Origin of the sequence: Anaeromyxobacter oryzae (genome assembly GCF_023169945.1) — a bacterium.
Taxonomy (GTDB): domain Bacteria; phylum Myxococcota; class Myxococcia; order Myxococcales; family Anaeromyxobacteraceae; genus Anaeromyxobacter; species Anaeromyxobacter oryzae.
In genome coordinates this window covers 6,449,564-6,471,780 of the sequence record NZ_AP025591.1, presented here as the reverse complement: position 1 = coordinate 6,471,780, position 22,217 = coordinate 6,449,564, and the positions used below count along the sequence as shown (strand labels likewise).

18 protein-coding genes and 1 tRNA gene are annotated in these 22,217 nt (G+C 73.3%); 15 read left to right on the top strand and 4 right to left on the bottom strand.

Annotation, left to right across the window (positions count from 1 at the left end):
* Window positions 1-5 precede the first annotated feature (5 nt).
* The 9 genes from AMOR_RS28445 to AMOR_RS28405 all read left to right on the top strand — a co-directional run bounded on the left by AMOR_RS28445 (window position 6) and on the right by AMOR_RS28405 (window position 10,429).
* Window positions 6-1,274: a winged helix-turn-helix domain-containing protein gene (locus AMOR_RS28445; protein WP_248357138.1), complete on the top strand. Its 1,269-nt coding sequence runs from the start codon at window positions 6-8 to the stop codon at window positions 1,272-1,274.
* Between the two features lie 39 nt (window positions 1,275-1,313).
* Entirely contained in the window at window positions 1,314-3,509 is a 2,196-nt protein-coding gene (locus AMOR_RS28440; protein ID WP_248357137.1) for a M3 family metallopeptidase, read from the top strand.
* 75 nt (window positions 3,510-3,584) lie between these two features.
* Entirely contained in the window at window positions 3,585-5,738 is a 2,154-nt protein-coding gene (locus tag AMOR_RS28435) for an ATP-dependent helicase (protein ID WP_248357136.1), read from the top strand.
* A gap of 111 nt (window positions 5,739-5,849) precedes the next feature.
* Window positions 5,850-6,947: a BON domain-containing protein gene (locus AMOR_RS28430; RefSeq protein ID WP_248357135.1), complete on the top strand. Its 1,098-nt coding sequence runs from the start codon at window positions 5,850-5,852 to the stop codon at window positions 6,945-6,947.
* A gap of 117 nt (window positions 6,948-7,064) precedes the next feature.
* Complete coding sequence (locus tag AMOR_RS28425) at window positions 7,065-8,678, top strand: Hsp70 family protein (RefSeq protein WP_248357134.1); 1,614 nt, start codon at window positions 7,065-7,067, stop codon at window positions 8,676-8,678.
* A gap of 3 nt (window positions 8,679-8,681) precedes the next feature.
* The gene (locus AMOR_RS28420) at window positions 8,682-9,092 is read left to right on the top strand and encodes an SCP2 sterol-binding domain-containing protein (protein WP_248357126.1); all 411 of its coding nucleotides are present in this window, start codon (window positions 8,682-8,684) and stop codon (window positions 9,090-9,092) included.
* 13 nt (window positions 9,093-9,105) lie between these two features.
* Entirely contained in the window at window positions 9,106-9,450 is a 345-nt protein-coding gene (locus tag AMOR_RS28415) for a hypothetical protein (RefSeq protein WP_248357118.1), read from the top strand.
* Window positions 9,451-9,506: 56 nt separating this feature from the next.
* A tRNA-Val gene (locus AMOR_RS28410) sits at window positions 9,507-9,578 on the top strand.
* 341 nt (window positions 9,579-9,919) lie between these two features.
* A complete protein-coding gene (locus AMOR_RS28405; protein WP_248357116.1) occupies window positions 9,920-10,429 on the top strand; it encodes a hypothetical protein in 510 nt (169 codons plus the stop codon).
* Between the two features lie 403 nt (window positions 10,430-10,832).
* Here AMOR_RS28405 and AMOR_RS28400 read toward each other — a convergent pair whose 3' ends face one another.
* The 3 genes from AMOR_RS28400 to AMOR_RS28390 are packed head-to-tail and all read right to left on the bottom strand — an operon-like array spanning window position 10,833 to window position 13,986.
* Window positions 10,833-11,189 (bottom strand): metal-sensitive transcriptional regulator, encoded by a 357-nt coding sequence (locus AMOR_RS28400; RefSeq protein ID WP_248357108.1) that lies wholly within the window; start codon window positions 11,187-11,189, stop codon window positions 10,833-10,835.
* Window positions 11,190-11,194: 5 nt separating this feature from the next.
* The gene (locus tag AMOR_RS28395; protein ID WP_318653841.1) at window positions 11,195-13,597 is read right to left on the bottom strand and encodes a heavy metal translocating P-type ATPase; all 2,403 of its coding nucleotides are present in this window, start codon (window positions 13,595-13,597) and stop codon (window positions 11,195-11,197) included.
* A complete protein-coding gene (locus tag AMOR_RS28390) occupies window positions 13,597-13,986 on the bottom strand; it encodes a cupredoxin domain-containing protein (RefSeq protein WP_248357106.1) in 390 nt (129 codons plus the stop codon). The genes AMOR_RS28395 and AMOR_RS28390 overlap by 1 nt, the downstream gene beginning before the upstream one ends.
* Window positions 13,987-14,258: 272 nt before the next feature.
* Between AMOR_RS28390 and AMOR_RS28385 the strand changes: the two genes are divergently transcribed.
* The 3 genes from AMOR_RS28385 (at window position 14,259) to AMOR_RS28375 (ending at window position 18,125) form a co-directional block, all read left to right on the top strand.
* Window positions 14,259-14,537 carry a hypothetical protein gene (locus AMOR_RS28385; RefSeq protein ID WP_248357104.1) on the top strand — a complete coding sequence of 93 codons (279 nt, stop codon included), beginning with the start codon at window positions 14,259-14,261 and terminating at the stop codon, window positions 14,535-14,537.
* Between the two features lie 178 nt (window positions 14,538-14,715).
* Complete coding sequence (locus AMOR_RS28380; protein WP_248357102.1) at window positions 14,716-15,102, top strand: hypothetical protein; 387 nt, start codon at window positions 14,716-14,718, stop codon at window positions 15,100-15,102.
* 296 nt (window positions 15,103-15,398) lie between these two features.
* The gene (locus AMOR_RS28375) at window positions 15,399-18,125 is read left to right on the top strand and encodes a hypothetical protein (protein WP_248357101.1); all 2,727 of its coding nucleotides are present in this window, start codon (window positions 15,399-15,401) and stop codon (window positions 18,123-18,125) included.
* A gap of 131 nt (window positions 18,126-18,256) precedes the next feature.
* On the opposite strand, the gene AMOR_RS28370 is transcribed toward AMOR_RS28375, so the two are convergent.
* Complete coding sequence (locus AMOR_RS28370; protein WP_248357092.1) at window positions 18,257-19,657, bottom strand: hypothetical protein; 1,401 nt, start codon at window positions 19,655-19,657, stop codon at window positions 18,257-18,259.
* Window positions 19,658-20,036: 379 nt separating this feature from the next.
* Between AMOR_RS28370 and AMOR_RS28365 the strand changes: the two genes are divergently transcribed.
* The 3 genes from AMOR_RS28365 (at window position 20,037) to AMOR_RS28355 (ending at window position 22,179) form a co-directional block, all read left to right on the top strand.
* Window positions 20,037-20,549 carry a cupin domain-containing protein gene (locus AMOR_RS28365; RefSeq protein ID WP_248357091.1) on the top strand — a complete coding sequence of 171 codons (513 nt, stop codon included), beginning with the start codon at window positions 20,037-20,039 and terminating at the stop codon, window positions 20,547-20,549.
* A gap of 3 nt (window positions 20,550-20,552) precedes the next feature.
* Window positions 20,553-21,719 carry a PQQ-dependent sugar dehydrogenase gene (locus AMOR_RS28360; protein WP_248357089.1) on the top strand — a complete coding sequence of 389 codons (1,167 nt, stop codon included), beginning with the start codon at window positions 20,553-20,555 and terminating at the stop codon, window positions 21,717-21,719.
* 223 nt (window positions 21,720-21,942) lie between these two features.
* The gene (locus tag AMOR_RS28355; protein ID WP_248357088.1) at window positions 21,943-22,179 is read left to right on the top strand and encodes a hypothetical protein; all 237 of its coding nucleotides are present in this window, start codon (window positions 21,943-21,945) and stop codon (window positions 22,177-22,179) included.
* The last annotated feature ends 38 nt before the right edge of the window (window positions 22,180-22,217 follow it).

Genomic DNA, 22,217 nt, shown 5'->3' with positions numbered 1-22,217 from the left:
CCCGCATGCCCGCCCCCGCGCGCGCCCCCCGCGCCCCCCGCGCCCCCCGCGCCCCCAGGCCCGATCTGCAGACCCTCACCGCGGCCGAGGCGCGGGCGTTCCTGGTCGGGCACCACGGGCTCAGGGCGGTCGAGCACCCGCCCGGCGCCGAGGGCGTCCGCGCGCTCGTGCGGCGGCTCCGCTGCATCCAGCTCGACCCGCTCGACCCGCTCGGAACGAACGCGGACCTCGTGGCGCTCGCGCGACTCGACGGGATCGCGAAGGGGGACGTCTACCGCCACCTCCTGCCCGGGCACGCCTTCGAGCACTTCGCGAAGGAGCGCTGCCTCCTGCCACCGGAGGCGTTCCCCTGGTACCGCGCCGAGCTCATGGTCGAGGCGCCGTGGTGGTCGCACCAGGAGCGCCTCCGCCGGCTGCCGCCGGGCGTCGTCGAGGCAGTCCTCGCGGAGGTGCGCGCGCGCGGGCCGGTCGGCGCGGACGACGTCACGGACCACGGCCGCGTCGAGCCGCTCGACTGGAGCGGCTGGAAGGGCACGCCGCGCGCCGCCAAGATGGCGCTCGAGGTGCTCTGGGCCCGCTGCGACGTGGTCGTGTGCGGGCGCACGGCCCGGGGTGGCAAGACGTACGACGTGCCCGAGCGCGCGCTGCCCGGCGTGGCGGCCCGGGATCCGCATCCGGCGCGCCGGTCCGCCGAGGCGCGGATCGCGGCGTTCCGGCGGTGGGCGACCGTGGACCGGGTCGAGGCCGCCGGGCTCCTCTCGACGGCGGGCAGCGCAGCATGGTCGACGCTGGAGCCAGCGCGGCGCGCCGGCATCGCGGCGGCGCTCGTCGCGGAGGGCGCCGTCGAGGAGGTGCGGGTCGAGGGCTCGACGCGGACCTTCCTCGCGCCGCGCGGGTTCCGGGCGCGGAGCCACCCGCCCGCGGACGGCCGGATCCGGCTCCTCGGCCCCCTCGACCCGCTCGTCTGGGACCGCGGCCTCGTGAAGGCGGCCTTCGGGTTCGAGTACACGTGGGAGGTCTACCGGCCCGCCGCGCTGCGGACGTTCGGGTGGTACGTGTGCCCGCTGCTCGCCGGCGACGCGCTCGTCGGGCGCCTCGACGGCGCGGTGGATCGCGGCGCGCTGCGCGTGCGGGCGGTCTGGGCCGAGCCCGGCGCCGACCTCGACCCGGGCGCGCTCCGGGCCTGCCTGGAGCGCCACGCGGCCGCGTGCGGCGTCGATCGTGTCGTGATGCCGCGCCGGATCCGCGTGAATCAGGCCCGCGATCGGTCGTAATCTCCCTGGCGCCGGACCCAGAGCCAGGAGAAGACACGGATGACCAGGATCCTCGCCGCCCTGAGCGCGGCCTCCTTCCTCGCCTGCGCCAGCGCGCCCGCGAAGAAGCCGGCCGCACCCCCGTCGCCCGCCATGCCCGACACCACGCTCCTCTCCCGCTGGACCGGCCCGTACGGCGGCGTCCCGCCCTTCGATCGCGTCCGGGTCCAGGACCTCGCCCCCGCGCTCGACGCGGCGATGGCGTCCTGCCGGCGCGACGTCCAGGCCATCGCGGCGGATCCCGTCCCGCCGACGTTCGAGAACACGCTGGCCGCCCTCGAGCGCGCGGGCCGGGGCCTCGAGAACGTCCAGACGATCTTCGGGGTGTGGGCGAGCACGATGAGCTCACCCGAGTTCCAGGCGGTCGAGCGCGAGGTGGCGCCGAAGCTCGCCGCGTTCTCCGACGAGATCACGCAGAACGAGCGGCTCTTCCGGCGCATCGAGGCCGTCTACGAGGCGCGCGAGCGGTCCGGGCTCACTCCCGAGCAACAGCGGCTCGTCTGGCTCCAGTACACGACCTTCGTCCGGGAGGGCGCGAAGCTCGACGCCGCCGGCAAGGCGCGCGTCGCTGCGGTGAACCAGCGCCTCGCGACGCTCTACACGCAGTTCGGCCAGAACGTCCTCAAGGACGAGGAGGAGTACGCGGTGATCCTCCCGTCGGAGGCCGACCTCGCGGGCCTGCCGGCGTCGCTGCGCGCCGCGGCCTCCGCCGCCGCGGAGGAGCGCGCACAGCAGGGCAAGTGGGCCATCGGGAACACGCGCTCGTTCGTCGAGCCATTCCTCACCTACTCGACGCGCCGCGATCTCCGCGAGCAGGTGTGGCGCAACTTCGTCTCCCGCGGCGACCACCGCGACGCCCGGGATACGAACGCGATCATCGCCGAGATCCTGAAGCTCCGCGCCGAGCGGGCGAGGCTGCTCGGGTACCCGACCCACGCGCACTGGCGCCTCGAGCACTCGATGGCGAAGACGCCGGAGCGGGCGATGGCGCTCCTCGAGGCGGTCTGGACGCCTGCGGTGGCGCGCGTGCGCGAGGAGGTCGCCGAGATGCAGGCGGTCGCCGACCGGGAGAAGGCCGGCTTCCGGATCGCGCCGTGGGACTACCGCTTCTACGCGGAGAAGGTGCGCAAGGCGAAGTACGACCTCGACGACGAGGCGGTGAAGCCGTACCTCGAGCTCGAGCACCTGCGCGAGGGCATGTTCTGGGTGGCGGGTGAGCTGCTCGGCCTGTCCTTCGCGCCGGTGTCGGGAGTGCCCGTCTACCACCCCGACGTCCGGGTCTGGGAGGTGACCGACCGGAAGAGCGGGAAGCACGTGGGGCTGTGGTACTTCGACCCGTACGCGCGGAAGGGGAAGCGCTCCGGCGCGTGGATGAACGCGTACCGCCGCCAGGAGCGGATGGACGGCGAGGTCACGACGATCGTCTCGAACAACGCGAACTTCGTGAAGGGCGCGCCCGGCGAGCCGGTGCTCGTCTCCTGGACCGACGCGGAGACACTCTTCCACGAGTTCGGGCACGCGCTGCACGGCCTCGCGTCCGACGTCACCTACCCGAGCCTCTCCGGGACGCAGGTCGCGCGCGACTACGTGGAGATGCCGTCGCAGCTGCTCGAGCACTGGCTGCCGACGCCGGAGGTGCTGACCCGCTTCGCGCGCCACTACCGGACGGGCGAGCCGATCCCGCCGGCGCTCGTGGAGCGGATCGAGAAGGCCTCCACGTTCAACCAGGGGTTCAAGACGGTGGAGTACCTGGCGAGCGCCCTCGTGGACCTGAAGCTCCACACCGCGCCCGACGCGTCGAAGATCGATCCCGTGGCGTTCGAGAAGGACACGCTCGCCGCGATCGGCATGCCCGCCGAGATCGTGATGCGCCACCGGACGCCGCAGTTCCAGCACGTCTTCGCCGGCGACGGGTACTCGGCCGGCTACTACAGCTACCTGTGGGCCGACACGCTCACCGCGGACGTCTACGAGGCGTTCACGGAGGGGAAGGGCCCCTACGACGCCGAGGTCGCCGCCCGGCTCCGCAAGGACCTGCTCGCGCCGGGCAACACGGTGGATCCGGGCGAAGCGTACCGCGCGTTCCGCGGGCGCGACGCGAAGATCGACGCGCTGATGCGCATGCGCGGCTTCCCGGTCCCCGCGACGGGGACGGCGGGCAGCGCGCCGGCGGCACCCGCGAAGAGCGGGCGCTGACGTCAGACGGACGCGCGAGGGTGGGCAGGTTTGACCGCAGGCGATATCGCCTGCTAGCCTGCTCACCCTGAACGCATGTCCCGTCGTTACCAGCTCAAGACGGCCGCGCCGCCGGCCCGCGCCCTGAACTACGAGGGCCTCCTCAACGACCAGCAGATCGCCGTCGTCGAGGCCGGGAACGGGCCGATCCTGGTCATCGCCGGCGCGGGCTCGGGGAAGACGCGGACCCTGACCTGGCGCGTCGCGCGGCTCGTCGCGGACGGCGTGGCGCCCGAGGCGATCCTCCTCCTCACGTTCACCAACAAGGCGGCGCGCGAGATGCTGAAGCGCGTCGAGGAGGTGTGCCGGGTCGACACGCGCCGGATCGCGGGCGGCACGTTCCACCACGTCGCGCACGAGGTGCTGCGCGAGCACGGCGCCGAGCTCGGGTACCAGCGCGGCTACTCGATCCTGGATCGCGAGGACTCGCGCGACGTGATGACCGCGGCCATCGCGGACTGCGGCCTCGCGGTCGGCGCGCGCAGGTTCCCCAAGGCGGACGTCCTCATCGACCTCGTGTCGATGGCCGTCAACACGCAGACGCCGCTCGCCGACGTCCTCGCCGACCGCCGCCCGCAGTTCGCCCCGCTCACCGACGACGTCCTCCGCGTCGCGCGCCGCTACGCCGAGCGCAAGCACGCGATGAACGCGATGGACTTCGACGACCTGCTCCTCAACTGGAAGATCCTCCTCGCCGAGCGCGAGCCCGTGCGGCGGGCGCTCGCCGAGCGGTGGCGGCACGTGCTCGTCGACGAGTACCAGGACACGAACCGCCTCCAGGGCGACGTCGTGGACCTCATCGCGGCCGAGCACCGCAACCTCTGCGTCGTCGGCGACGACGCGCAGAGCATCTACTCGTTCCGCGGCGCCCACTTCGAGAACATCCTCGAGTTCGAGAAGCGCTACCCCGACGCGCGCCGGTTCGATCTCACCATCAACTACCGGTCCACGCCCCAGATCCTGGAGCTCGCGAACGTCTCCATCGCTGGCAACCTCCGCCAGTTCGAGAAGTTGCTCTCCGCGGTGCGGCGGGACGGGACGCTCCCCGCCCTCGTCCCGTGTCGCGACGTGCCGCAGCAGGCGGCCTTCGTGGCGCAGCGCGTGCTGGAGCTCCGCGACGAGGGGATCCCGCTGCCCGAGATCGCCGTCCTGTACCGCGCGCACCACCACTCGATGGAGATCCAGTTCGAGCTGGCGCGGCGCGGGATCCCGTTCGTCGTCCGGAGCGGCGTCCGGTTCTTCGAGGCGGCGCACGTGAAGGACGTGCTCGCGCACCTGCGCTTCGCCCGGAACCCCGGCGACGAGCTCGCGCTGAAGCGCTGCCTCAAGATCACGCGCGGCGTGGGCACCGCCACCGCGGAGGCGGTGTGGAGCGCGTTCGCGGTGCGCCGGGGCCGCGGCCAGGGGACCGTCGACGAGCTGCTCGCGCCCGACGTCGCCTCGCAGGTCCCGGCGAAGGGCCGCGCCGGCTACACGCGGCTCGCGCAGCTCCTCCGCAAGCTCGCGCGGAAGCCCACGAGCGAGCTCCCCGGCGAGGCCATCGAGGAGGTCCTCGCCAACGGGTACGAGGAGTACCTCCGCGCCGAGTTCCTGAACGCCGACTCCCGGATCGAGGACGTCGAGCAGCTCGCGCAGTACGCGCGCGGCTACGAGGACACCGAGGCGTTCCTCTCCGAGATCGCGCTGCTCACCGAGCTCTCCGCGGAGACGGTCTCCGAGGGCGGCGAGCCCGACGAGAAGATGATCCTCTCGAGCGTGCACCAGGCGAAGGGGCTCGAGTGGCGCGCGGTGTTCGTCGTGTGGCTCGCCGACGGCCGCTTCCCGTCGGCGCAGGCGCTCAAGGACCTCCAGGGCGAGGAGGAGGAGCGGCGGCTGTTCTACGTCGCGTGCACCCGCGCGAAGGACGAGCTGTACCTCACGTACCCGGTGGTCGCCGCGCCGCGCGACCGCGAGCGCGTCGTGATGAAGGCGTCGCGCTTCCTCGAGGAGCTGCCGGCGGAGCCCGAGCTCTTCGAGCGGTGGCAGCTCGACGATCCGGGCGTGGCCGCGCCCTCCCTCGGCGCGCCGCCCGCCACGCCGTCGCTCCCGCGCGATCCCCGCGTCGTCCCCGCCCTGTTCGGCGCGCCGGCCGACGACGAGGACGCGTCCGGCGGCGGCGAGCCCGGCGCCGGCGGCGGCGTGCCGTTCTAGCCCCCGCCGCGCGGCGCGGCCGCGTGGCGACCCCGATCCGCGTGCCCAGATTTCCGCCGAGCCCGACAGCTCGGTTCGGCGGCGTCGCGTACGCGACGCGGGAGGCAACACATGGCACGGTGGGACGAGGAGCGCAGGTGGGAGGGGCGCGATCCGTGGAGCGAGGGGGACGGTGGGTCCGGCTCCGCCCGGCGCGGCGAGCGCTCCGAGGGGCGCGGCGAGGGGTGGAGCAGCGGCGGTCGATGGCGCGGCGAGGAGGGGGGCTGGCGCGGTCGCGAGGAGCGTGACGAGCGCGGCGGCTGGGGCGAGCCGATCCGGCGCGGCGAGAGCCGCACGTACGCGCCGCGCGGCGGGCGCGAGGGCGGCGACTGGCGCCGCGAGCGCGAGTGGCGCGGCCAGGGGGACTGGCGGGGCCAGGGCAGCGAGGACTGGCGGCGCGAGGCTCGCGACTGGCGCGATCGCGAGTACGGGCAGCGCCATGGCCAGGACTACGAGCACCGCGAGGCGGAGGGCCATCAGCGCTCGCCGTCGTGGCTGGGCGAGCGCGAGGGCGAGCGCGAGGGCGGGCGCGAGGAGCGCGGCCGCGACTGGCGCGGCGGCGGCACGTACGCGGGGCCGTACGGCGGCATGTTCGGCTACGGCGGCTACGGCGGGGAGTACGAGGGCCGCGGCGACTGGGACCGGCGCGGCATGTGGGGCGAGCCGTCGTACGGCTCCGGCCGCGAGCGGTGGGGCCGCGAGCCCGGCCGGGAGTACGGGACGTACGGGCGGCACGAGGGCGAACACGAGGACCGCGGTCCCATGGAGCGGCTCGGCGACAGGATGAAGGAGGGCTGGCGGAAGATGACCGGCCGCGGGCCGAAGGGCTACCGGCGCTCCGACGAGCGGATCCGCGAGGACGTCTGCGAGCGGATCGCGCGGGCCGGCGTCGACGCCGACGAGGTCGAGGTCAAGGTGCTGAACGCGGAGGTGATCCTCACCGGCGAGGTCCAGCGGCGCGAGGACAAGCGGATGCTCGAGGACCTCGCCGAGGACGTGTTCGGGGTCGACGAGGTGCAGAACCAGCTCCGCGTCCGCCGCGAGGGCGCGCGGACCTTCGAGCAGGGCCAGGCGGCGCAGTCGGCCACGACCACGCCCGGCCTGCCGGGCACGCAGGCCGGCGGGCAGCAGCGGCCGGCGACCCAGCAGCAGCCACCGCAGCGCCACTGACGGGAGCGGCGGGATCCGAGGCGCCCGGCGGCCCGCAAACGGCCGCCGGGCGTCGCCATCCCGGCACGCCGGCGCGGGCTCGGGCGTGCGTCCGTTCCGTGCTAAGGATCTCCCGACATGGCCGGCAACCGGGAAAAGCCCATCCTCGGCATCGATCTCGGCACCACCAACGCCTGCGTCGCCCACGTGCGCAGCCGGATCCCGCGGGTGGTCCCGACGGACCGCGGGAGCCTCATCCTGCCCACGGTGGTCGCGCTCGGCGAGAAGGGCGACGTGCTCGTGGGTGGGGTCGCGAAGGACCAGCTCGTCACGAACCCGAAGAACACGATCTACGGCGCGAAGCGGCTCATCGGGCGCAAGTGGAGCTCGAAGGTCGTGCAGGAGCTGCGGAACTACTACTCGTACGACATCGTCGAGGGGCCGAACGGCGAGGCGGCGGTGATGCTCGGCGGCCAGGTCCGCACGCTCCCGCAGGTGAGCGCGATGGTCCTCGCGCACATCAAGAAGATCGCCGAGGCCTTCCTCCAGAAGCCGTGCGAGGAGGCGATCATCTCCGTCCCCGCGTACTACTCCGATGCGCAGCGCCAGGCGGTCCGCGAGGCGGGGCGGCTCGCCGGGTTCGACGTGAAGCGGATCGTCAACGAGCCCACCGCCGCCGCGCTCGCGTACGGCTTCTCGCGCGGGCTCGATCAGAAGGTGCTCGTGTACGACCTCGGCGGCGGCACGTTCGACGTGTCGGTGCTCCAGCTCTCCGGGAACGTCTTCGAGGTCCTCGCCACCGGCGGCGACACCTTCCTCGGCGGCGTCGACTTCGACAACCGCATCATCGACTTCGTCCTCGAGGACTTCTGGCGGCAGCACAAGATCGACCTCGCCCAGTCGCCCATCGCCATGCAGCGCGTGAAGAAGGGCGCCGAGGCCGCGAAGATCGACCTGTCGCTCATCCCGAACGTCGTCATCGACCTGCCGTTCATCGAGGAGCGGAAGGGCAGGCCGCTCGACGTGCGGCTCCCGCTCTCGCGGCAGCAGCTGCACGAGCTCACGATCGACCTCGTGGAGCGGACGTTCCAGATCTGCCACGAGGTGCTCGCGGAGAAGGGCCTCCGTCCGGAGGACATCGACGAGATCATCCTCGTCGGCGGCCAGAGCCGCATGCCGCTCGTGCAGCAGAAGATCCAGGAGCACTTCGGGAAGCCGGCGCGGAAGGGCGTCCACCCCGACGAGTGCGTCGCGCTCGGCGCCGCGCTGCTCGGCGACTCGCTCGACCAGATCGACTCGGTGACGCTCGTGGACGTGCTCTCGATGCCCATCGGCATCGCCACGCCGACGCAGCACTTCCGGAAGATCCTCGACAAGAACCTCACGATCCCGTCGACGAAGAGCTTCCGCCTGCCGCCGCCGCGCGAGCCGGGCCAGCCCATCGAGATCGACATCTACCAGGGCGAGTCCGACGTCCTCGTGGACAACGAGTTCCTCGGGTCGATCCGCCTCCCCGCGGCCGCGACCGGCCGGCGCATCGACTTCAGGCTCGACGAGGAGTGTCTTCTGAAGGTGAGCTTCGACGACCCCGCGAAGGGCATGACGGAGGTCGAGCTCGCGACCCGCGACACGCCGGAAGGGCTCAAGAAGGCCCTCGCCGAGGACGCGCGGAAGCGGCAGGCTAGCGGGGACGAGAGCCCGGCCGGGGAGGAGCGGAGGGGTGGCCTGTTCGGCTGGCTGAAGCGAGGGTAGGGGATGCGGTTCGGGTCGCGGGAGTGGATCCAGGCGGTCGTCGCCGCAGCGAACGCGAACCCCGAGCTCGCCGCCGGCCTCGCCGGGCTCGGGCGCGACGTGGCGATGGTCGTCGAGGCCGATCCGCCGGCGTGGCCGCTCACGGTCGCCGCGTGGGCGGAGCACGACGGCCGCCGCATCGCGCGATGGCGGCTGCTCGCGGACGAGGACGAGATCCTGGAGCTCGAGCCCGCCTACGTGATCCGGGCGCCGTACCGCGCGTTCCGGGCATTGCTCCGCGGCGCGGATCCGGTGGAGGCGGCGCTGTCGGGCAAGGTCAAGGTCGAGGGCGACCTCGAGGCGCTCGTGCGCCGGTCACGCTACCGCCACGTGATCGACGCCGCCCTCGCCGCGGTGCCGACCGAGCTTCCGTGAGGAGAGAGACGAGATGGCACGTCGAGGCAGGGGGTTCGCAGGCGCGCTGTTCGAGACGGGGACGAAGCTCGTGTCGACCGCGGTCGAGGGGATGATGAAGGATCCGCGCGGCCAGGAGGCGGTCGCGCGCGCCGTCGGCCTCGCCCAGCGCGGCAAGCGCCGCGTGGAGGAGCTGCAGGAGAAGGTGATGCAGGCCGCCGGGATCCCCGGTCGCCAGGACTACCAGGACCTCGCGAAGCAGCTCGCGCGCATCAAGCGCAAGGCGCGCGAGCTCGGCGAGAAGGTCGACGCCGCGCGCGGGAACGGCTCCGGCGGCGAGCCGGGCGAGGGTCCGGGCGAGGGCGGATCCACGCACTGATCATGTCGTTGACACCCCTCGGGACCGGCGGCATACTCCGCCGCCTCGCAGCACCGGGGCGCCTAGCTCAGCGGTAGAGCACTGCCTTCACACGGCAGGGGTCGCAGGTTCGAACCCTGCGGCGCCCACTCCGAAGGGCCGGAATCCAGGGAGGAATCCCAGGGTCCCGGCCCTTCGGCTTTCCGCGCGAAGGCGTCGGGTAGAAGCCGGGCGGAACGCGCGTCGAAAGCGGTGGCGCGCGGCACCACCTCGCCAGGCGCTACGGCGACATCCCCAAGGACATCGCAACGCGGTTGCAGAACGCGGGTCGCGCCCGCTGAACGGGCGGCCCGCTCCAGCTGAACGTCCGTCAGAGTTGGCCCGCGTGCCCTCAGCGCACGTAATGTGAACCGTCGGCGCACGACAACGACAGCGTCGACGCGGGAACAGGCCGGGTCGTCGAGGCATCCCGTTTGCAGCCTGGTCACGCATGCGCCGCGCTCGGATCTCTGCCCTGTTCCTGCCCGCGTTCTGCGGGTGCGGGCTCTTCCTGAGCCAGTCCACTGGGAAGGACGCCAACGGCTTCTACGTGTACCCGCAGCAGCAGGCGCCCCCGCACGCCCTGCTGGTCGAAGGCGAAATTCGCGACTCCCTCAGCTTTCGGGCCGAGCCCCGCGCAGTGATCGAGACCCGGACCGACGATCCGGATTACGCGCCGAAGGCGACCATCGACGAGCGCGGCCAGTTCAGTCTGCGGATCGACGTCTGCCGGCGGGAGGCGACCGCCGGCGAGGAGTTCGTCAGTGAACTGCTCATCGGCAGCTCCGACGGCTGCGCGCGCTGGCTCGGGCAGTTCCACTTCCGCGCCCGCCTGGGCGACCGCTGCTCGCTCTCGTACGGGGAGGACACGCTCCCGAAGGAGCACGGGCCGCTCGTCCTCTGGCTGCGCCCGTGCACCGAGGCGGAGTCCCTGAAACGCCCGCAGCGCGGCGAACGGTGACCGAAGGCCCGCCAGCGCCGGTAACTCATATGGCGTGAAGCGACCGCGCGAAGGTCGTCCGGATGCACGCGGATCGCATGCGCAGTGCGAACCCGTGCGAAGCGCCCGGTCCGGTTTCACACGGCAGGGCTCGCACGTTCGAACCCTGCGGCGCCCATGAGGAAAAACGGGAGGTTGGCTTCGCGGCCGGCCTCCCGTCTTCGTTCGTCCGACCGCTGGTGAAGGCGGAGTGACGACGGTTCCGCTCGGGATGGTATCCTCGCCGGGTGGACGCCGATCACGGTACCAGCGACTTCTTGTTCGGCCTGTGCCTCGTCGTCTTCCTGACGGCGTGCTCGGTCGTGCTGGGCGTGCTGTTGCCCGCACCGTGACGGCGGAGCGCCGTGTCGGCCGTCGCGCGCCGTCACCGCGCGGCGCGGTACACGAGCTCGAGCAGCTCGTCGTACATCGCGTCCGCCTTCTCGCCCCCCTCCCGGATCGCGTTCGTCGCGCAGTACTTCAGGTGGTTGCGCATGAGCTCGCGGCCGACCGACCGGAGCGCTTCCTGGACCGCTCCGACCTGGGTGAGGATGTCCGCGCAGTAGCGCCCGTCCTCGACCATCTTCTGGATGCCGCGGACCTGCCCCTCGATCCGGCGGAGCCGCTTCAGGTTCGTCTCGGTCGTCTCCGGATCGACCGCCAGCGCGCGGCCCCCCGGGCCGACGTGGTCTCCGGTCCCGCACGCGCACGCCACGGCCTCGCTCGGCTTCGTCCTCGCCATCGCCGTCACTCCCTCCGCGCGCCGCGGAACCGCCGCAGGCGCAGGCTGTTCGACACCACGCTCACGCTGCTCATCGCCATCGCCGCGCTCGCGAGCACGGGCGAGAGCATGAGCCCGAACGCCGGGTACAGCGCGCCGGCCGCGACCGGGATCCCCACCACGTTGTACGCGAACGCCCAGAAGAGGTTCTGGCGCATCGTCCGCATCGTCCGGCGTGACAGCGCGATGGCGTCGGCCACCGCGCCGAGGTCCGGGCGCATGAGCGTCACGTCCGCGGCTTCCACGGCCACGTCGGTGCCGCCCCCCATCGCGACGCCGACGTCCGCGCGCGCGAGCGCCGGCGCGTCGTTGATGCCGTCGCCGACCATCGCGACGATCTTCCCCTCGGCCTGGAGCCGCTCGATCTCGGCGACCTTCCCCGCGGGGAGGACGCCGGCCACGACGCGCGCCACGCCCGCCTCGCGCGCGACGGCCTCGGCCGTGCTGCGGCCGTCGCCCGTGAGCATCACCACCTCGAGCCCCATCCTCCGGAGCCGCGCGATCGCCTCCCGCGAGGTCGGCCGGAGCGGGTCCGCGATCGCGACGAGCCCCGCGAGCGCGCCGTCGACCGCGGCGAACACGACGGTCCGGCCGCGCGACGCGAGCTCGGCGGCGCGCGCCCGGAGCGGGGCGGGGTCGACGCCCGCCTCGGCGAGGAGCGCTTCGTTGCCCACGAGGACGGCACGGCCGTCCACCGTCCCGCGCGCCCCACGCCCCGTCGCCGACTCGAACGCGGCGGCCGCCAGGGCCGGGGCGCCGCGCTCCGCCGCGTGCGCCACGATCGCCGCCGCCAGCGGGTGCTCGCTCGCGCGCTCCACCGCGGCCACGAGCGCGAGGAGCTCGGGTTCGGACGTCTCCGATCCCGCCGCGAGCGCCACCTCCGTCACGACGGGCTTCCCGGCGGTGATGGTGCCGGTCTTGTCGAGCACGACCGCGCGGACCGCATGCGCGCGCTCCAGCGCCTCGCCGCCCTTGATGAGGACGCCGAGCTCGGCCCCCTTGCCGGTCGCGACCATCACCGCGGTCGGCACCGCGAGCCCCATGGCGCACGGGCAGGCGATGACGAGCACCGCGACCGCGGCCACGAAGGCACGCACCGCAGGCGCCGCGTCCGCGGCGAGGAACCAGGCGACGAACGTGGCGATGGCGATGGAGAGCACCACCGGCACGAAGATCCCGCTGATCCGGTCGGCGAGCTTCTGGATCGGGGCGCGCGACCCCTGCGCCTCGCGCATGAGCCGCACGATCCCGGCGAGCACGCTGTCCGCGCCCACCGCGGTCGCGCGGAACCGGAACGCGCCGGTCCCGTTCAGCGTCGCGCCGATCACGCGATCGCCCGGGCCCTTCCGGACCGGCAGCGGCTCGCCGGTGAGCATCGACTCGTCCACCGCGCTCCCCCCCGACACGACCTCGCCATCCACCGGGATGCGCTCGCCGGGCCGGACCGCCACGACGTCGCCGGGGTGCACCAGCTCGACGGCGACGTCGAGCTCGGCGCCGCCGCGGACGACGCGCGCCGTCGCCGGCTGAAGCTGGACGAGCTTGCGGAGCGCGGCGGAGGTCTCGCGCTTCGCGCGCGCCTCGAGCGCGTTCCCGACGAGGATCAGCGCGATGATGAGGACGACCGCCTCGTAGTAGACGTCCGGCGGCACGCCGCGCGCCAGGAAGAAGCCGGGCGCGACCGTCGCGACGACGGAGAGCAGGTACGCCGCGCCGGTGCCGACCGCGACGAGGGTGTTCATGTCCGCGGAGTGGTGGCGGAAGGCGGCCCACGCCCGCACGTAGAAGTGCCGTCCGGCCCACGCCATGACGGCCGTCGTGAGCAGGAGCAGGGCGAACGCGATCGCCCGCGGCTGGATCGCGTACAGCCACGGCAGCGCGCGGGCGAGCGGCGGATCGAGGACGCGCATGCTCCAGCGCATCAGCGGATCGACGGGCCCGCCGAGGCCCAGGTGCGCGTGGGCGGCCATGAGCGGCATCGACGCGACCATGGCGATCGCGCCCGCCGCCGTCGCCACGAGCGCCTTGGCACGGAGCTCGTGGAACTCCCGGGCGCGTGCCTCGTCCTGCTCCGCGAGCGGGTCGCCGCCGGCGCGCGGGAGGGCGGCGCCGTAGCCCGTCTCCCGGACGCGCGCGACGAGGGCGTCGGCGCTCGAGGTCGCGGGGTCGAACGTCACGGCGGCCTCGGCCGTCATGAGGTTGACGTTCGCGTCCACCACGCCGGGAACGTTCGCGAGCGCCTTCTGGACGCGCGCCTGGCATGCCGCGCAGGTCATCCCGGAGATCTGGAGAGAGACGCGGACGGGCGCGCCGTCCCGGGCCGGCGCGGCGGCCGGCGGCGTCGCCTCGGTCGGAAGGGCCGGTCTCATCACGCCTCCTCGACGACGAGGGTGCCGCGGAGCATCCCCATCCCGCAGGTGAACTCGTACGTACCGGCACGAGTCGGCGGCAGGTCGATCCCGGTGCGCTGGTGGGCGGGGAGGAAGCGGCGGACGCCGAGGTCCGGGATCACCACCTCCTCCGAGCAGCTCGAGTCCTCGCGCCGGTCGAAGACGAGCCGCGCCGGCTGGCCCGCGCGCAGCCGCACGCGAGACGGCGCGTAGCCGCCCTCCACGCGGATGACAGCCTGCTGCAGGCCGGTCGCGCCGACCTTCGCCGCGACCGCCGCCTTCCGGCGCTCGGCGAGGAAGAAGTACCAGTTCACCCACGCGATCGCCGCGACTCCCAGCACCGCGACGACGACCTTGCTCACGTCCACGATGTTGCCTCCGTGCCGCTCGCCGCGAGCAGCACCCCGATTCCTATATACGGGGGGAGGGTATGTCAAGCGGAGGAGGGGGCGCTCGCCGGCGGCGAGGCACCGGGAGCGCCGAGCCGTAACGGATCGCGTGACAGCGTGACGGAGGTCGAGTCTCCACGCAGCCGCGCGAGTGTCGTCTCCCGCCGATTCCCGGGGGGAGAGGCGGCGCGGGCGACGGCACGTCCCTCGCATTCGTGGCGTGGAGCCGAAACGAACCGGAAAGGAACACCATGATTGCCAGGCTGATTGCGCTGTCTCTCTCCGCGGGCTTCACCACGATCGCCTTCGCGAACGATCTCCCTCCGTATGCGGGCTCGCACGACGACGCCTCGTACGGCGACGCGACGCACGCGACGTTCGGCGTCGAGCTCCCGCGCCCCGACGACACGACCGTGGTCGGGTCGCGGTACGACGACACGAGCTACGCGCGGCCAGCCCGCGACGCGCGCGCCGAGCAGCGGAGCGAGACGCGTCTCCCCCGGCGCGACGACTGCAAGTGCCGCTCGTGACGACGCCCTGGTCGCCACCACCAACGCTCATCGACGGACACGATATCGGAGTCTCTCCCACGCGCAGATCCTGGCATCACGGCCGACACCGCCCCACCGCGCTCGCGGGCGCGCGGTTTATCGCCTGTGCCTCGTCGACGGGAGCGCTCGACGACACTGACGGTGCTAGCGTGCGGTCATGCTTCGCTCGACCGGTCACTCCGCCGTCGTCCGCGTCCTCGCGGCGATCCTCGCCGCGTGTCTCCCCGTCCTCGGCTCCGCCGAGTTCCACTGCGAGCGCTCCGTGGAGGTGAACGCGTCGTGGTGCCAGGAGAGCGTGATGCCGAGCGTCCGCCAGGTGGACGCGAGCGCCATCTGTCTCGACTTCCAGAAGCGCCTCGCCGCGAAGTGCAAGCCGAGCTGGGACCAGGTGAAGTCGTGCGACGAGTTCTCCCGCCGCTTCGCCGACCTGCTCGTCGCGACGTGCCTCGCCCGCGGCGTCTCCGAGAAGGCGTGCGAGGACTGGGGGAACAGCTTCGCCGTCGGCCCGCTCACCCGCTGCGAGCGGAAGAAGGTCTCGTACTGACGCGGTCGACCGGCGCGCTCGGTCGTGGCCGGAGGTGCCGTCGAGCGCGAACGACGGGTGACCGCACGCTGGTGGTCGAAGGTGCTACCCCCCGGATGCCGCGTCGGGCGCGCGCTGGGTGCTTTCACGCACCGATGGGCGAGGTCGCGCAGCCGCTTTCGTACATTCCGTACGGGCGCTGCGTGACGGGGACGCCACGGTTCTGGAGCGCCCGCATCCGTCGTTGGAATCCATACGATGCCAGCGGAGCGGGGTTTGCCGTCCGGGCCGGATCGATTCCTGCACGTTCCGTGTCGGTGCCGCGATCAGTGCTCGTCTGGGCGATCCTCTGGTCCGTGTTCGCGCGTGCTGCGTTCGCGCAGCCGATGGGCGATCCCACTCCCGGCACCCTCGCCCCCCTCGTCGTCATCGTGAACCCGATGGACGGCGGCGTCGTCGGGCAGCGCATCCGCGTCGAGGCGCGCGTCCAGCACCCGCTGGGCCTCGGGGCGATCGCGTCGGTCAGGCTGTCGATCGCGGGCGCGAGCACCTCGAGCATAGCGCTCGTGCAGAACGCGAGATACGCGGGCGCGGGAGGCAGCGCCATCTACGAGGCGACGGTCGCGCTGCTGCCGGGGACCTCGACGCTCGTGGCGACCGCGACCGACACGGAAGGGCGCGCGACCACCTCGGCCGTGGTGTCGGTGGTGGCGAACGCCGGGATGGGCGATGGCAACCTGCTCGTGCGCGACAACTCGAGCCAGCTCTGCACCGCGTGCCACGTGCTGTCCGACCACGGGAGCGAGACGCTCGGTCGCGCGTACGGCGCGTGGACGACGACCTGCCGCGACTGTCACGCGCCCCACGGGACCCGGAACGTCGAGCTGATCCGGGAGACCATCAAGCCGCCCTTCGTCACCGGGACGGAAGCTCCGCCGGCGAGGCCGGTCCGGATCGGCACGCCGACCGGCTACTCCGCGGCGGGCGGCGTCGCGAACCCCGGGCTGGCGAGCTTCGCGAACGGCGACGGGAGCGGCCCCTGCCAGGTGTGCCACACGCGGACCTCGCGCTGGCGGAGCGGCGGCACCCCGGACGCGGTCCACGTCGGCAGGTGCGGGTACTGCCATCGGCACGAGAAGGGCTTCAGCGGACGGTGCCAGGACTGCCACCCGACACCGCCGAGCACCGGCGCGCACGCGGCGCACCACGGGCCGAACGCGCCCGAGCCGCCGTTCCCCACCGACGAGCGGCCGTTCGGCTGCGGGACCTGCCACCCGACGAGTCCGGATTCCCACGGCAACGGCGTCGAGGAGATCGTGCTGAACCCGTCGATCGTCCTGCCGGGCGGGACGCAGACCACGGGAGCACAGAGCAGCGGCTCCTCGACGGCGACGAGCTGCCTCGTGGCGTGCCATTACCCGCTCGGCGCGCCGGCGCCGTCGCAGGCGGTGACGTGGAGCGCGGCCGGGCCGCTTCCGTGCACCTCCTGTCACAGCCGGATCAACCCCGGCGGCGCCGCCCCGACGCCCCGCGCCGGACCTTCGCTCCACGATCCGATCTTCTCGGAGGCGCGGCCTGCGAGCGGGGAGCCGACGAGCTGCTGGTCCTGCCACGAACCGGCCTCGCACGACGCGAAGCACACGACGGGGAATCCCGGGCTCGTCGCGAGCAGCGCGGTGAACCTGGTGTGCGTCACGTGCCACTCGCCACCCTCCGGCCCCGGCGCCGGACCGCAGGGACAGGTGCTACACCACGGGAACGACGCGGAGAGCTCCGCGACACCGCCCGTCCTGCCTGGGTGGAGCGAGGCGACGCAGGACTCCACCTCGGGTGACTTCCACGGCGGGCGCCGCGGGACGTGTTTCGATCCGAACAACGGGCCCGTGCCCTGCGCCCCCGGAGTCACGCCGACCGGCTACGGCGGCACGCTCCGGGCGCCGTACTACCGCGGGTACCCGGCCATGCCCTGCACCGCGTGCCACGCCGGCCACGCGAGCCGGAACAGCTTCCTGTTCGCGTCGACCGTGAACGGCGTCGCCGTTCCCGCGAACGCGATCGACCGGACCGGCGTCGGCGCCGAGCGCCTCTGCGAGGCGTGCCACGCGGGCGGCCGGCACGAGCGCTGCGCGGCGTGCCACACCGACGCGATGATCTGCGACAGCGGTCAGTGCTGGATGGATCCGAGCGCGAACCACGTCGATCCCGCCGGGCCGGGCACCGCCTGCTTCTATTGCCACGGCCACGAGGGCATCCGGTTCTGGACCGAGCCATACAGCGGCCAGGGGATGTCGTCCGGCAATTGCGCCCATTGCCACGGCTTCAGCATACCGGCGCCCCGGTACGATCCGCCGAGGATCGCGACCTGGTCGGACGGCGCGCCCAGGGCGACCGGGGTCACCTGGGCGGGCGCGACCATCTCGTGGACGACCGACGAGGCGGCGTCCTCGTGGCTCGAGTTCGGGGTGGGGCTGCCGGGATGGGTCGCCGGGAGCGCGGACCTCGTCCAGAACCACAGCGTGACCCTGAGCGGGCTCACTCCCGGTACGACGTACGTCTGGCGCGTCCGGAGCGCCGACGCCCAGCGGAACGTGCTCCGTACGCCGATCTCCACGTTCACGACGACTTCTTCGGACGCGCCCCCGCGCCCGGACGTGGTCCCGGTGGGCTGGACCGGAGTCACCGCGGCGCCGTCGATGTCCCAGGCCCTCCAGTGGTACCCGGTGACCGGGCCGAGCGGGAACACCCTGGAGTACCGCGTGCAGCTCGGGTCGGACGCGACCTTCACGTGGCTCGCGAGCGGGGCTCCTCCCGACTCGGGCTGGATCGCCGGCGCTCCCGGGACGAACGGCGGGAAGGCGACCCTCTCCTTCGTCGTCTCGCTCACGAACCTGCCGATGGACGATTGCGTCACCGAGCCCATCCCGAGCAACACCTACTACTGGCGCGTCAAGGCGCGGGATGCGGTCACGCGCGTCGAGTCGGACTGGTCGGTGATCGACGTGTTCCAGGCGACGTCCTGGGACTCGGGCCACTGCGGCTACTAGATTGGCCCGGCATCCTCCGGGACGCGGCGTTCAGCGCCTCCGCGTCGGGCGCGCCCGACGACCCGTGCGACCGGGGGCGGGCACCGCGGGGCGCCGAGGAGCCGGCGCCCGGCGGTGCCGCCGGCGCTCCGTCAGAAGAGCGGGGTGGGGCAGGACTCCGGACCGGGCTGGAGGAAGCTGCGGTCGTTGTTCGCGGCGTCGAGCGCGTTCTTGAGCGCCTCCTGGAGCTTCCGCGCGTCGCACGGCGCGACCGTGAGCGCGTTCGCGCCGAGCGACGCGTTCGCCTCGTCCATCAACGCCTCGACCGTCGCGAAGCCCGCCGGGTTGGCGCTCGTCGCGCCGGGCGCATACACGAGCGCGGAGCCGCTCACGAGGCCGTGCCGGACGTTCAGCTCCATCGCGGCGAGCTGCGCGGACAGCATGTACGCCATGTTGGTCGCCGTCGCGCCGAGGATCCAGGCGCGGAACGCCGAGCCGCTCGCCGGGTCGAAGTCCGCGCCGCTCGCGTCGCGGAGGTGGACGTCCGACCCGAGGAAGGCGAGGTCCCCGGCCGTGAGCAGCGCCTGCCCGTTCTTGTTCGACCAGAAGCCGAGCGTCTTGCCGCCGCCCGGGCCGAGGCAGACGTTGCCGAAGTACACGCCGGTGACGCCGGAGTCGTCCACGACGTCGAGCGTGTACGTGCGGTCGGAGTGGAGCGTCGCGGTCGCGCCCCCCGTCGTCCCGAGCTGGCTCTCGACGTTGCCGGTCTGCATCCAGGTCGTGGGCGCGAGCGGCTGGCGCTCCGCGAAGGTGAAGACGTCCGCGACGAGGGTCACGTCGAACGTCCCGTCGGAGGCGGTGAGCAGCGTCCCCGCGATCTCGTCCGTGAAGTCGATGGCCCATCCGCCGATGCCCGGCTCGCCGTCGTCGTACCGCCCGTTCGCGTTCGTGTCGTAGTACTTCATGCCGGACACCGTCGGGAACGCGTGGCCCGCCCCGATCCGGAACGCGTCGAACTTGCACTGGCTCGGCGACGTCGCCCCGGCCTGGCAGATCGCGAGGATGTAGACGCCGCCCGGGTTCGGGGTGTCCGCGAAGGGAGCGACGCCGATGACGCGCCGGCCGCCCGGGTTCGTCCCGAGCGCGTGCGGCCCGGAGTACGCGATCTCGTGGCTCCCCGCGGTGAAGGTCCGGTCGGTGGCGGAGTCGAGGCTCAGGTTGCCCTCCGCGCCGTCGACGAAGCCGCCGTTCGCCGCGCCGGGCGCGAGCACCGCGAAGAAGTAGTCGCCGTCCGACAGCCCGGCCCGCGTCGGGCCGCCGCTCATGTACACGAACTCCTTGCCAGCGTAGTGGTTGCAGTTCACCCCGTTCACGCCGTCGAGACAGCCGCCGAGCGTCGCGTCGAAGGTCGTGTAGCCCGCCTCCGCCACGATGCCCTGCGTGACGACCGTGCCCCGCTCCCCGGCCCGCTCCGCCCGGCTGCACGCCGCGAGCCCGACCGCGACCGCGGCGATCGTGACGTATCGTGAATACCACCCGAACCTGGTCTGCATGGCTTTCTCCCCCCTCGAGAAGGTCGACGGATCGCGGCTGGCGATCCGGGTCTGGTCCTGCCGGTCTCCGCCTCTCGGCCCACCGCCGAGGACGTGCCCCTCCACTGTCAGGCCGTGTGTGCTCGGCGGGCCGGTGTGACCGGGCGCGACGCTGACATGCCGCAGCCGCGGGCAGGTGCACTCGATGGGCGTCCCCGGTCTCCCCACCCTCGATCCGCGGAGGGCCGGCCCTGGATCCGTGGAGTTCCCCGGCGCGGCCTGCCTCGCACGGGGGGCGCGGACGCCCCGCGCGGCGCTCTCCGCGCGTGAAGGCGGCTGCGCCCGCGCGTCGTTGCGCGGGCGGGCGCGGACGTTAAGCCTCGTTCGCGAGGAGACCTCCATGCCCGACGCGAACCGGCGTCACCCGAACGTCGTCCACCTGACCGAGGTCGAGCCCCGGACCGTGTCCGCCGGCACTCGGTTCGCCTTCACGACGCGCTGGTTCACCCGCGCGACGGGCGCGAGGGGCGTCGGCTGCAGCTGGTTCGAGGTGCCGCCCGGGAAGACGGCGTTCCCGGCGCACTACCACTGCGCGAACGAGGAGTCGGCCTACGTGCTCGAGGGCGAGGCCACCCTGCGGATCGGCGATCGCACCGTGCCGATCCGCGCCGGCGACTACGTCACGTTCCCGGTCGGCCCCGAGGCCGTGCACGAGATCGTGAACACCGGCACGACGCCGCTGCGGTACCTCGCGTTCTCGACCCTCCTGCCGACCGAGGTGGTGGGCTACCCCGACTCGCGGAAGATCGGCACCACGGCGACGGCGCGGTTCGGCGAGCAGCCGTGGATCCGCGGCCTCTTCCGCGAGGGATCGAGCGTCGACTACTACGACGGCGAGAAGATGGAGCCCTGAGGCATGCGCGGCGTCCGGGTCCGGCTCCTCGCGGTGCTCGCGCTCGGCTGCGCCTGCGGGACGGCCCGCGAGGCGCGCGGCGCGGACGCTCCGGGCTGCCTGCTCGTCGAGGACGGGTGGGGGCCGGCGGGGCAGGTGCCGATCCGCGTCGAGCGGGTCGCCACGGGGCTCGAGGTGCCGTGGGGGCTCGCGTTCCTGCCGGGCGGCGACGTCCTGGTGACGGAGCGCCCGGGGCGCGTGCGGCTGCTCCACGGCGGCCAGCTCGTCCCCGAGCCGGTCGCGCGGGTCACCGTCTCGGAGGGCGGGGAGGGCGGGCTCCTCGGCATCGCCGCGGATCCCCGGTTCGCGGAGAACCGCCGGTTCTACGTGTACTACACGACGAGCAAGGGCGGACGCGACGTGAACCGGCTCGTGCGCTACGTCCTCGCGCCCGACGGGCTCTCCGCCCGCGAGGACCGGGTCCTCCTCGACGACGTCTCGGCGGCGCGGTTCCACGACGGCGGCCGCGTCCGCTTCGGGCCGGACGGGCTCCTGTACGTCGGCACGGGCGACGCGGGCGACCCGCCGCGCGCCCAGGACCCCGCGAGCCCGAACGGGAAGCTCCTCCGGCTCACCACCGACGGCGCCGCGCCGCCGGACAACCCGCAGCCCGGGAGCCCGGTGTTCCTGAGCGGGCTCCGAAACGTCGAGGCGTTCGACTGGCTCGACGCGCGGACCCTCGTCGTCGCCGACCACGGTCCGAGCGGCGAGCTCGGCCGCACCGGTCACGATCGCGTGCTCGTCGCGACCGCCGGCGCGAACCTCGGCTGGCCGGACGTGTACGGTTGCCAGGCGCGCGCCGGGATGCCCGCGCCCACGATCTCCTGGGTGCAGGCGGCGCCGCCCGGCGGAGCCAGCGTCTACCGCGGCGGCGCGGTCCCGGCGTGGAAGGGCAGCGTGCTCGTCGGGACCCTCGGCTCTCGCCACCTGCACCGGATCGTCCTCGGAGAGGGCGGCCGGCTCGCGAGCCACGAGGTCTACCTGGCCGGCGACCCTCCGCAGGGGCTCGGCCGGGTCCGCGAGGTGGTACAGGGACCGGACGGCGCGGTCTGGGTCACGACCAGCAACTGCGACGGTCGGGGCACCTGCCCGGAGGAGAAGGACGCGATCCTCCGGATCGTCGCCCGGTAGCGTCGCCCCCGCCGAGGCGACTGCGTGGCGATTCGCCCCGGAGACACGGGACACGCCGCCCCGGAACGCCACGCCACCCGGGACCCCCATGCGGGGCGCGCTCACGTAAGTCCTCAGAAAGACGGGCTTGCGGGACGGGAGCTGGGCCGGCACGCCGCGTGCTCTTCCTCCGCTCGTGAGGCGCGAGACACACAACCCCCCGCGCCACCAGGGAGAACACCTCATGCGTAAGCTCGTGACGATGCTCGCCGCCTTCGCCGTCCTCGCCCTCTCCACCGCCGCCCGCGCCGAGGAGGCCGCTGCTCCGGCCGCCGCCCCCGCGCCGGCCGCCGCCGAGGCGAAGACCGAGGCCAAGGCCGAGGCGAAGCCGGCCGCCAAGCCGGCCGCGAAGAAGCACTCGAGCCACAAGAAGACCACCGAGAAGAAGGCCGAGACCGCCGCCCCCGCCGCCGCGAAGTAACATTGCGGTAGCGGACCCCGGTGCCGGCGGTTCGCGCC